The organism is Nitrosopumilus piranensis (assembly GCF_000875775.1).
Classification (GTDB): domain Archaea; phylum Thermoproteota; class Nitrososphaeria; order Nitrososphaerales; family Nitrosopumilaceae; genus Nitrosopumilus; species Nitrosopumilus piranensis.
In genome coordinates this window covers 949,768-961,129 of record NZ_CP010868.1, presented here as the reverse complement: position 1 = coordinate 961,129, position 11,362 = coordinate 949,768, and the positions used below count along the sequence as shown (strand labels likewise).

Genomic DNA, 11,362 nt, shown 5'->3' with positions numbered 1-11,362 from the left:
ATTCGCCACTAGTTGTTCTTTGTGGTGAATGCAGAAATCCAAGATTGTAGAATGTTTCTGTTTAACTCAGCAAATGATTTTGCGTTGTCATTAAAGGTCTTGATATTTTGTTGTGTTGCATCAATTGTTGCAAGTGTTACTTGGTTCTGAATTGATGTAGCCTTTACGATTTCTTCTGTTGTATCTTGCATTACTTTGATTGTTGCTTCAGGAATGTTTGCTGCAATACCTGCTTTCTTTGCAAATTGTTTTTGTAGTGAAAGGGTAGAATCTGCAATGTTTTCATAAGCCTGTATGAATTCCTGTTGTACATTTGTAATTGCTTGATGATATTGTGGTACTGATGTTCTAATACCGTTGAAGAATTTATCTACGTTTTGTTGATATACAGAAAATAGATCTTTTGGATTTGATTGTGCTTGTTCGTTCTTACTCAATTTTTCACCTCCCTAGCTTTTGATTTTTTTGCTATTGGAAGAACGATGACTTGAACCAAGTCACCTTCGCCTAATCCGAGGGCATTACGTTCTGCCTCTGGGATCGAAATTCTACCATTACTACTTACGGTAGTTTTGTATGCACCCCAATTCATAAAAGAAGGAAGCATTTGTCCAATGCTAAACATAGTATCCATACTTTTGTTTTGCATAGAAGACATGTTTTCCATCAAATTTGATTGAGCTTGTCTAGTAGTTTCAGAAACTTCTTTGAGAGTATCTAAAGGGTTGAATGTTTTGCTAGTTTGATTATTCATTAAAGCACCAAAATTTTTCATAAACTCTGCTTGAGCACGTCCACTTTTTTGTATCCAATCTTTGAACATTTCACTTGGATCATATTGGTTTGTATTACCACTCATAGGTAATGGTAGGAATTAAGTGGTATTTAAGTGCACCTAATTTGCCCCCAGAAAATCAAGTACCTTCTCTGAAAAAGTTTGAGGATCTTGAACATATGGAGTGTGTCCACATCCATCCATTCTAACAAAGCGGCAGTCCTTTAGAGAGGAAATAAAATCATCAGCGTATTGAATTGGGATTACTGGATCTTCACTGCCCCAAATTAACATGGTTTGAGTAGATATGGAAGGTAATTTTTTTGTGATGATTTCAGCATTTTTCAATCCAAGGATAGTAGACATAAATGCAAGTTTGGCATTTGGTAACTTCATTCTTTCAACAAAGTTATCGACAATTTTTTGATCGATGCTTTCACCAGAAGCCTCCATCATTTCAAATGCATTTTTTGCATTTTGCTCGTTAGGATATAGTGCAGCCATAATATACGCATCAAGTGCAGGAGTAGACTGCTTCATAACACCGGAGGGAGACACCAAGATTAGTTTGTCAACATCATTGGGATGCGATGCAGTAAATTCAGCAGATATTTGTCCTCCTAAAGAAGAACCAATCAAATAAGGGCAAGAGATGTTTGCAGTCAAGAAGAATTTTTCAAGAAAATTTGAAAAAAATTCTATTGTGTAATCAGCAAGTGGTTTATCACTATATCCAAATCCAATAAGATCAGGAATCATTACACGGAATTTTTCTGCAAAAATTGGCATTACTTGTTCCCATCTTTCAGCAGATGCCCCCAATCCATGGATAAGAACCAATGTTTTATCAAAATTTCCAGATTCTAAATAACGAATCTTGTTCCCATCGATTTCAAGAAATTTTTCATCCACTGTTTTAGCTTCAATTATTATCGGTAGATAAGTATTAGTTAATTTTGCGATCATCAAAAATTATGGTTTTTTAGAGAGTATTCAACAAAACAAATCATGCATTTTAGGAGCAAGTTACTAAAAATACACAATCAGAATTTAAATGCCATAAAATAACTTAGAATCCGTTCTTTTTGAAATATTTTTGATGGTATTCTTCTGCTTTGTAGAATGTAGGTGCAGGGTTAATTTCAGTGACTATGGGTTTGTCATATTTTCCAGAAGAATCAAGTTGTTGTTTTGATTTTTCTGCAATCTCTTTTTGTTTTTCATCATGATAGAAAATTGCAGAACGATATTGTATCCCCACATCAGGGCCTTGACGATTTAAACTAGTAGGATTATGGTTGTTCCAGAAGACATCTAAAAGTTCTTCATATGAAATTTCATTAGGATCGTATTCGACTTCAACAGCTTCAGCGTGTCCCGTTCTATCGGTGCATACTTCTTCATATGTAGGATTAGGTAAATTACCTCCAATGTATCCAACTTGTGTAGATTTTACACCTTTTGTTTTACTAAGCAAATCCTCAACATGCCAAAAACATCCAGCACCAAATGTCGCCTTCATAAAATTAGATAAGTAATTTATCAAATTAAAACTATATGCTTAAAAAATTAGTTTATTACAAGTATTCCTTGTTCAATAAGAAATTTTAAAGAATTTATAAATTCATTATCAGAGATAATGTTTTGAGACCACCAATTAGCATTATTGCGAACCCAATCAGGAATTTTTTCAGCAGTAAGCGATTTTGATTCAGTCATTTCAGAAATTAAAATTATATCATTTTCTAGCATAAATTTAATTCCTTGAACAAACGTGTTATCATCAATTTCTTTTTCTGCCCACCATGAAGCATTATGTTTAATCCAAGGAGGAATTTTTTCTACAGGTCCTGTCAAACCTACAGCCTCATAGATAGATTGGTAATTAGGATAATTGTCATCAAACCATTTTTTGTATTTAGGTTCGTTGTTATAGCGTTCAACATAATGCCAAGGATCTTTTGAGACATCAACAAACGGGGCAATACCTAATTTTTTTGGTTCTGAAGATGTTTTTGGTTCTGAAGATGTTTTTGGTTCTGAAGATGTTTTTGGTTCTGAAGATGTTTTTGGTTCTGAAGATGTTTTTGGTTCTGAAGATGAAGTTGTAGATGGCAGGTCATTATTTGCAAACAAATATTGAAAATTGGTTTCAAATGTTGTCCCATAAGAAACTCGTAAAGTGTATGTACCTTCTTGAGTCCAACTGGTACCAGTTTTGAATGAAGCAGAAAAACTACCATCAGAATTAGGAATTTTTTGATCAACTGCAACAAAACCTGAATTGTCTGGAGGCAAAATTGTAATTATTACAGCAGGAAAATTTTCAGGATCATATTGAACATTTCCAGATACTTTAATGATATCACCTTCCATAAAAGAAGAATCACTTAAAGAAACATTATTGACAATTCCAAAAGCAGAAGAAAAAGGAAATAGAATCAAGATTGAAAAAACTGCACAATATCTAATCAACAATAAAAAAGATTTTTTTTAGGTATTAAAGAATTTATCAGAAATTAAAAGGTCAATTCACATCAGTAAAGATTTCAACCACTTTTTTTGCTAAATTTTCGATATTGGCTGTCGGCTCTGCAGAAATCAGCAATAATATCTGCGTAATAGGAAATGGGAAACTCACTAAAACAGCCTTATCTCGTCTTGCGGCAAGATAATTAATTGGTCCCAAACTTTCATCATATTCTTTTCTTATAGATGCCTTTGATACAAATTCCAAAAATGATTGTAATCGTGTTTCATCACCTTCATGAGGAGTCAATCCTTCCTTGAATCCACCTGCAATAAGCTGTCCAGCTTTATCAACTATACCGGCAAAACGAATCTCAGATTCTTTTAGTAATTTATCACATTTTTCACCATATAATTTCAAAACTCCTTCAGAACTAGACATTATAAAATAATTCAAGATATCAAAAATAAAAACCTAGTCAATTATTCATATTGAAAATCTTCCAAATTGGTCACAAAGTTAACAAGTTTTTACATGAAATTAATAAGCAAAAACTGAAAATTGAAAATGTTGAAAATAACAATATTTTTAATTTTAGCAATTATAATATTAGGAAGTTTTAGTGTACAAGATGCCTTTGCACATCTATCTGATTTTTCAGTAAAACACCTGAAGATATTTTGAAATTCTGTGAATTTTTTTATGAGTAATATGAATCGGTTGGGTAAGATACACTTGTAGATATACATCCCCAATATCCAAATATTAGAGCATGTAGGATTTTATACAATCATGGAGCAGTGAACATCAAGCAAGAGAATTGTGCTTTTTGCAAAAATAGAAAAATATCTCGGAGATTCTAGTTTTCTAAAAAAAGACACATCACAGAGTTCACTACAATGCCACATGAGGTAATAACAGACACAAAAAGATGGGCAGATGGGAAATACAAAGATAGCCTATAGCCATATGGAGTTAGGGCGTTAATCGATAATAACATAATTTCTCCAAAAATAATATACAATGTTAGTCAGAGATCATGTGTCGAAGGCATATGTGCAAAAGAAACAGATTATGTAACTTACTCATACACAAGCAAATATGGAAACACAGTAACAGAAAAGTTTGAAGTTAAAAAAATTGATGATGATGGAATTATGATTGATTCAAAAATTGTTTCATAAAAAGGCATAGGAAATTATCAATTTTTACTTGATGAAGATTTAGGAATTCCTGTTGAAGAAAATTCCCGCATGGTGGAAAACAAGTATCGTGTGGTTTATAGACGGATTAACTTCTGAAGATGAATATATTCAAGCCTTATACTACATGATTGAAAAGAATACTCATTGTGTAGTATCGGAAATACATTTTAGAAGTACATAATCAATAATTTTTTTTTCAGATGCCTCTTTCATTTTAATAATTGATTTGTATAATATGTTTTCAACATAGTTTGGATATTTTTTTAAAATAGATTTTTTAATTTCCTCCCTATTTCTGATATAATAGTCTGCAAGTGGATCATATACAGAATTTCCTATTAGTTGTTCATTTTCAATTATAAATCCATGTGAATGAATAATTTTTTTTATATCATTTAAGGAATAGTGTTCTGAAGACCAAGTAAATTTTAGCATACCTAAGTCTTTGATAGAAGAATTTCCAAGAGTTACAGGAATAGCCATTACAAGTAATCCAGAATTTGCCAATATTCTTTTTGATTCAAAAATAAAATCAGAAAATGGCTTAAAGTGCTGTGCAGACTCTAATGCTAAAACACGATCTACAGAATTATTTGCAAAAGGTAGTTTGGTTGAGGAAGAGTTTAACAATTCAATTTTCTGTTTCTTTCCAAATAAAAGTTGGGAATAATTGATATTTACATCATACAAATGGAGGTTTGGAAATTTTTGTTGCCAAAGATGAGAAGGGTCAGACAAGCCACTCCCTACATCAACAACATGTCTTGCAGATGAAAGTTCAGCTAGATTTGCAAAAACCATGCAGAGGTTTTTCTGAGCAGTAAGTGGTTCAGAGTGTTCGGAGGACCAATAACCAAAATTTAGCATATTTCCACCAGTGGCAAGCTGCATAATCGGAGACAGTGTATTGTAGAGATTTACAATGTCCTTTTCATTTCTACGAAAAGTCCACAAAAACACATCAAAAGGATTTATCGATATCAAAAATAAATTCAAAATTAATTGAATAGAGTCATATTAATTTCTAGGGTAGGCCTTCAGAATCTTCAGCACAGTGTTTGTGCACCCATTTTTCATCCTTATTTTTTGATATCTCTTTTCCAGGTTGAATCTTATCACCACAAGAGACACAAGATGTTGCAAATTTTGCTTTCATGTGTTTTGATTAATCATGGGTAGATAAATCAAATATGTTGCAAACAGTGTTAGCTAATGATTAACATGTTTTATAAATTTGAAATAATTAATTAAATTATGGGGGATTCAGAAATCTCATCAAAAATTATTCTTGCAAAATGGTCAGATAGGTTCTTTGCATGGTTGATTGATTTTATCATTGTTTCATCAATTTCAACTGGAATTATTTTTGCAGTATTTGGAAATATAGATTATAAATTTGATGAAGGAACTTTTTGGGCAGAAAATACTCAATACATTCCAACTAGCATCATATTTTTTGTTTATTGGACAGTTTTGGAATACAAAACAGGTCAGACAATTGGTAAGAAAATTCTTAATTTGAAAAGTACAGACGTTTATGGGAAAAATCTAAACTTAAAAGGGGTTTTAATTAGTAGTTTTGGAAAATCGTTTTTACTACCATTTGATGTTGTGCTGGGATGGATTTTGACCAATCAAAAAAGGCAAAGAATTTTCAACAGATTGGGAGACACTTTAGTTGTAAAGATTAAAAATACACAAGATTCATCAGATATCATATATTTGAAAGATTAAAGAGGTCAGATTTTCTTGAATTGTTACTTTGAAGAATTAACCAACAGATCTATTAGCAACCTTTGATCTGTTCTCTTGATGTCAAACAGCCAAAAGGATTGGTGGGTTGGATTACCAAAAGAGCTTCAAAATGACATAGAATTAGAAGAATAAAGCACCAAACCATCTAAGACAGAGGTAAAGTGATTGTAAAAGTAGCAGGTTTGTTACTTACAGAAACAGTACCCCATGTTGTTCAACATACTATTACAGATGACTAGTCCCAAATTCTCAGAAAAGCATCAGAGTATTTTGAAAAAATAATTCAAACATTTGAATAGAAAAATAATTATTAAAAAATAATCACAGCATCATGCGGTTGTATGTTATTTTGGATTACAAAGTGAATAATGATGTATAGTTTTCACTAGGAAATTTCAAATCATAAATTCTATAGCTTTCGCTAAGCATGATTAAAAATGAAATCATCGTACAAGTCGTGTATATTCCACTTTTGATGAATGAAATGATTCATCGCGCATAGTCTCTATGTAAGTGGCTGAACCGATGTGTTGGTCTATTAGTAAAGGCTGGCTCACCACTCGCCGAAGCTTGTGATCTACACCACCTTCCTATCAACGCAGTCTTCTGCTGCCGACCTTCATCTTACGAAAGAATAACTTGTCTCGGGATAGGATTCGTGCTTAGATGCTTTCAGCACTTAGCCTAAACGGCTTAGCTGCCCGGCCTGCCTTGTCAGACAACCGGTAAACCAGTGGCCACGCTGCTCTGTTCCTCTCGTACTCGGAGCAACTTCCCCTCAGTTATTCACGCTTCCATCAGGCAGAGACCGACCTGTCTCACGACGGTCTAAACCCAGCTCATGTTCCCTTTTAATAGGCGAGCAGCCTCACCCTTGGCCCCTGCTGCAGGACCAGGATAGGAAAAGCCGACATCGAGGTACCAAACCGCGGGGTCGATAGGAGCTCTCGCCCGCGACGAGCCTGTTATCCCTGGGGTAATTTTTCTGTCACCTCCGGGCCCCAATAGTGGGCACACGAAGGATCGCTAAGCCAGACTTTCGTCTATGAATTCCGTGCGTTTGGAAATCCATTCAGTCGAGTTTTTGGCTTTGCCCTCTTCAACGGATTTCTGCCCCGTTTGAACTCAACTTTGGGCCCCTTTGATATCTTTTCAAAGGGGTGCCGCCCCAGCCGAACTGCCCACCTGCACGTGTCTCCGGTCTTCACTGGATAAGTGGTACTGCAAAAAGAGTCTGGTGTTACATCGTTGCTTCTCAACACCCCGGAGAGTGTTAAGCATGGCTCCCAGATACCCTGTGCAATTCTTACTATACCACAAGCACAAGCTGCAGTAAAACTCCACGGGGTCTTCTCTCCCCGATGGAAGGCGATGGACTGTTCGTCCACCTTATGTGGCTTCACCGGGTTGTAGGCGGGGACAGTGGGGCTCTCGTTGTTCCATTCATGCGCGTCGGAACTTACCCGACAAGGCATTTGGCTACCTTAAGAGAGTCAGAGTTACTCCCGGCGTTAACCGGCCCTTAGCTCGGTTGAACCCAAGTTTTAGGTACCGGCACCGGCCAGGATTCAGCGACTATACAAATCCTTTCGGACTAGCAGTCGCCTGTGTTTTTATTAAACAGTCGAAACCCCCTTGTCATTGCAACCTGCGGTCCCCATTCCTCATGAAGATCGCAGGCATCCCTTATACCTAAGCTACAGGACTAATTTGCCGAATTCCCTCGCCATACGGTATACCCGTAGCACCTTAGCTTACTAAGCCAGCGCACCTGTGTCGGTTCTGGGTACGAGCTTGCACTTTGCTAACTACACAGTCTTTCATGGTCTCCTGGAATCGAGAAAACTCCGCTAACGCGAAGCCATTCCTACCTCGAACTGGTTCTCGTCATTACGACACTCCCCAATTCTCGAATAGTTAGATACAACGACGATTGTACAATCCCTATCCGGAAGCGAACCATATAGCTCAAACGCTCAATGCAAGGTACTAGAATATTAACTAGTTTCCCATTCGGTGTACTCTGTTGAGGTACATCTTAGGATCGACTACCTCCAGGCTGATAACGCATTGCCTGGAAACCCTTGCGCTTACGGTGGTATGGATTCTCACCATACTATGCTGTTACTGCCGCCAGGATCTGCAATAGAAACCGGTCCACAGGACGTCACCGCCCTGCTTCGACCCAATCACTACGCCAACCTACCACGAATCATCCACTGATGATTATCTAAAGTATCGGTACTTTGCTTTAGCCCCGTCCGTTTTTGAGGCATCCCCCCTCGGCAGGTAAGTTGTTACACACTTTTTAAAGGATAGCTGCTTCTGAGCTTACCTCCCTGCTGTCTTGGCGAGAACACGCTCTTTAGCTTGACACTTAGCAAAAATTTGGGGACCTTAACTTCAGTCTGGGTTAAACCCCTTTCGGTCATGAGCCTTACGCCACATGAACCCGTGTCCTTGCTTCTACGATGTATATCCGTTCGGAGTTTGAATGAGCGGTGAGGGATTTCTCCCCCGCGCCGCTCTATCAGTGCTCTACCGGAAACACTATCTCCACAAAGCACGCCCTGCGAGACGCTTCGGTTGGAACTAGCGAGCGCCAGTCTAGATTGGTTTTTGACCCCTATTCCCAGGTCACAACAACGATTTGCACGTCAGAACGTCTTAAGACCTCCAGCGGGCTTTCGCCCGCCTTCATCTAGCCCAGGAATAGATCGACTGGCTTCTAGCCTAGCCGCCATGACTCTACGCACTTTCACACGCTTCTCCTCACAATGCTGCGAGAACTCGGTTTCCCTTCGCCTACACCTTTACAGGTTTAAGCTTGCCATGACAGTTAGCTCCCTGGCCCGTGTTTCGAGACGGAACGCATGACACTGATGACTTGAACATCAAATCTTCAACTCTATTGCTAGAATCTCCAAAATGAAAAAATCACCTTCCATGCCATGCACGTCTGTAAGTAATAGGTTTCATGCACTTTTCGCCCCCCTTCCGGGGTACTTTTCAGCTTTCCCTCACGGTACTAGTCCACTATCGGTCTTGAGAGATATTTAGCCTCGGATGCTACTTTCACCCATATTCATTGCCCACTACCAAGGACAACTACTCGGGTATGAATAGGACTCTTCCCATTTCGCTTACGGGGATATCACCCTCTATGTCAGTACTTTTCAGAACATTTCAGCTGTGTTTCAAGATTCCATATTATCATACCAAAACACCACATCTCCCGAAGGATTCAGTTTGGGCTCTTTCCTTTTCGATCGCCTCTACTTGGGAAATCTCAATTGATTTCTTTTCCACGTGGTACTAAGATGCTTCAATTCCCACGGTTCGACTTCCAATACTAGTGTACTGGAATGCACAAAAGTGCAAGATTCTCATTCGGACATCTCGGGATCATAGGATGCGTGCGCCTACCCCGAGCTTATCGCAGCTTGCCACGTCCTTCATCTCTCCTCAAGCCTAGCAATCCACCTATTACCGTCTTTACACCGGCAAATTCAGCCACATATTACACGACTATGCACGACGATCATTGCGAATCCCCTGGCAGGGACCCGCTACATCCTTCATACACCACTTTCGTGATGCATTGCATCGATGATTTGATGTGAAGATTAGTGCATCCGTACACTTTCCTTATCTAAGGAGGTGATCCGACCGCAGGTTCCCCTACGGTCACCTTGTTACGACTTTTCCCTTGTCACGAACCTCAAGTTCGATAACGCCAATCAGACGTCACCTCGCTAAAAGCTCACTTCAATGAAACGACGGGCGGTGTGTGCAAGGAGCAGGGACGTATTCACCGCGCGATAATGACACGCAGTTACTAGGGATTCCATATTCGTGAGGGCGAGTTGCAGCCCTCAGTCATAACTGTGGTAACGTTTGAGGATTACCTCATCCTTTCGGATTCGAAACCCATTGTCGTTACCATTGCAGCCCGCGTGTGGCCCCAGAGTTTCGGGGCATACTGACCTGCCGTGGCCCCTTCCTTCCTCCGCATTAACTGCGGCGGTCCCGCTAATTCGCCCCACTACTCCTGAGAGTAATGGTGGCAACTAGAGGCAGGGATCTCGCTCGTTACCTGACTTAACAGGACATCTCACGGCACGAGCTGGCGACGGCCATGCACCACCTCTCAGCTTGTCTGGTAAAGTCTTCAGCTTGACCTTCATTCTGCTGTCTCTCCGGGTAAGATTTCTGGCGTTGACTCCAATTGAACCGCAGGCTTCACCCCTTGTGGTGCTCCCCCGCCAATTCCTTTAAGTTTCATACTTGCGTACGTACTTCCCAGGCGGCAAACTTAACGGCTTCCCTGCAGCACTGCATTGGCCACAAGCCAATGCATCACTGAGTTTGCATAGTTTACAGCTGGGACTACCCGGGTATCTAATCCGGTTTGCTCCCCCAGCTTTCATCCCTCACCGTCGGACGTGTTCTGGTAGACCGCCTTCGCCACAGGTGGTCATCAATAGATCAAAGGATTTTACCCCTTCCTACCGAGTACCGTCTACCTCTCCCACTCCCTAGCTCTGCAGTATTCCCGGCAGCCTATACGTTGAGCGTATAGATTTAACCGAAAACTTACAGAGCCGGCTACGGATGCTTTAGGCCCAATAATCATCCTGACCACTTGAGGTGCTGGTTTTACCGCGGCGGCTGACACCAGAACTTGCCCACCCCTTATTCAACAGTGTTTCTAGGACTGTCAAAAGGTTCGTTTAGCACAAACCACTCGGATTAACCTTGTCGTGCTTTCGCACATTGCAAAGTTTTCTCGCCTGCTGCGCCCCATAGGGCCTGGGTCCGTGTCTCAGTACCCATCTCCGGGCTACTCCTCTCAGAGCCCGTACCTGTAATAGTCTTGGTGGGCCATTACCTCACCAACAAACTGATAGGCCGCAGTCCCATCCTACGGCGATAAATCATTTGGAACACAAACCATTCCAGATATAGTGTTCTATCGGGCATTATACTCAGTTTCCCGAGGTTATTCCCGTCCATAGGGTAGGTTGACTACGCGTTACTGAGCCGTCTGCCTTGTATTACTACAATGACTCGCATGGCTTAGTATCAATCCGATAGCAGTCAGGTCCGGCAGGATCAACCGGATTCTGAAATTTTTGATTTTGATTATTGAAGTAC

The 11,362-nt window shown here is 39.5% G+C and carries 9 protein-coding genes and 2 rRNA genes; 1 reads left to right on the top strand and 10 read right to left on the bottom strand.

Features of this window, described 5'->3' with window-relative positions:
• Window positions 1–8: 8 nt before the first annotated feature.
• From NPIRD3C_RS05625 to NPIRD3C_RS10990, 8 genes are all read right to left on the bottom strand, one after another.
• On the bottom strand, window positions 9–437 hold the full coding sequence (locus NPIRD3C_RS05625) for a hypothetical protein (protein WP_148703221.1): 429 nt from the start codon (window positions 435–437) through the stop codon (window positions 9–11).
• Window positions 434–859, bottom strand: coding sequence for an AbrB/MazE/SpoVT family DNA-binding domain-containing protein (locus NPIRD3C_RS05620; protein ID WP_148703220.1), 426 nt, complete (start codon window positions 857–859; stop codon window positions 434–436). The genes NPIRD3C_RS05625 and NPIRD3C_RS05620 overlap by 4 nt, the downstream gene beginning before the upstream one ends.
• Window positions 860–895: 36 nt before the next feature.
• Complete coding sequence (locus NPIRD3C_RS05615) at window positions 896–1,741, bottom strand: alpha/beta fold hydrolase (RefSeq protein WP_148703219.1); 846 nt, start codon at window positions 1,739–1,741, stop codon at window positions 896–898.
• 103 nt (window positions 1,742–1,844) lie between these two features.
• Window positions 1,845–2,297, bottom strand: coding sequence for a peptide-methionine (S)-S-oxide reductase MsrA (msrA, locus tag NPIRD3C_RS05610; RefSeq protein WP_148703218.1), 453 nt, complete (start codon window positions 2,295–2,297; stop codon window positions 1,845–1,847).
• A gap of 47 nt (window positions 2,298–2,344) precedes the next feature.
• Window positions 2,345–3,220 carry a hypothetical protein gene (locus tag NPIRD3C_RS05605; protein WP_148703217.1) on the bottom strand — a complete coding sequence of 292 codons (876 nt, stop codon included), beginning with the start codon at window positions 3,218–3,220 and terminating at the stop codon, window positions 2,345–2,347.
• Between the two features lie 82 nt (window positions 3,221–3,302).
• Window positions 3,303–3,686: a DUF6659 family protein gene (locus NPIRD3C_RS05600; protein WP_148703216.1), complete on the bottom strand. Its 384-nt coding sequence runs from the start codon at window positions 3,684–3,686 to the stop codon at window positions 3,303–3,305.
• A gap of 905 nt (window positions 3,687–4,591) precedes the next feature.
• Window positions 4,592–5,434, bottom strand: a complete 843-nt coding sequence (locus tag NPIRD3C_RS05595; protein ID WP_148704146.1) for a methyltransferase domain-containing protein — start codon at window positions 5,432–5,434, stop codon at window positions 4,592–4,594.
• A gap of 40 nt (window positions 5,435–5,474) precedes the next feature.
• Window positions 5,475–5,606 carry a hypothetical protein gene (locus tag NPIRD3C_RS10990; RefSeq protein WP_255430772.1) on the bottom strand — a complete coding sequence of 44 codons (132 nt, stop codon included), beginning with the start codon at window positions 5,604–5,606 and terminating at the stop codon, window positions 5,475–5,477.
• A gap of 98 nt (window positions 5,607–5,704) precedes the next feature.
• Between NPIRD3C_RS10990 and NPIRD3C_RS05590 the strand changes: the two genes are divergently transcribed.
• Complete coding sequence (locus NPIRD3C_RS05590) at window positions 5,705–6,184, top strand: RDD family protein (protein WP_182126906.1); 480 nt, start codon at window positions 5,705–5,707, stop codon at window positions 6,182–6,184.
• 539 nt (window positions 6,185–6,723) lie between these two features.
• Here the strand turns inward: NPIRD3C_RS05590 and NPIRD3C_RS05585 are convergent.
• Window positions 6,724–9,713, bottom strand: a 23S ribosomal RNA gene (locus NPIRD3C_RS05585).
• A 147-nt stretch (window positions 9,714–9,860) separates the two neighbouring features.
• A 16S ribosomal RNA gene (locus NPIRD3C_RS05580) occupies window positions 9,861–11,331 on the bottom strand.
• Together the 16S and 23S rRNA genes form the textbook arrangement of a ribosomal RNA operon.
• Window positions 11,332–11,362 lie beyond the last annotated feature (31 nt).

Bases quoted from the DNA above. Each gene is read 5' to 3' on its own strand.
- NPIRD3C_RS05620 (WP_148703220.1), bottom strand. From the start codon at position 859: ATGAGTGGTAATACAAACCAATATGATCCAAGTGAAATGTTCAAAGAT.
- NPIRD3C_RS05615 (WP_148703219.1), bottom strand. From the start codon at position 1,741: ATGATCGCAAAATTAACTAATACTTATCTACCGATAATAATTGAAGCT.
- msrA (WP_148703218.1), bottom strand. From the start codon at position 2,297: ATGAAGGCGACATTTGGTGCTGGATGTTTTTGGCATGTTGAGGATTTG.
- NPIRD3C_RS05600 (WP_148703216.1), bottom strand. From the start codon at position 3,686: ATGTCTAGTTCTGAAGGAGTTTTGAAATTATATGGTGAAAAATGTGAT.
- NPIRD3C_RS10990 (WP_255430772.1), bottom strand. From the start codon at position 5,606: ATGAAAGCAAAATTTGCAACATCTTGTGTCTCTTGTGGTGATAAGATT.
- NPIRD3C_RS05590 (WP_182126906.1), top strand. From the start codon at position 5,705: ATGGGGGATTCAGAAATCTCATCAAAAATTATTCTTGCAAAATGGTCA.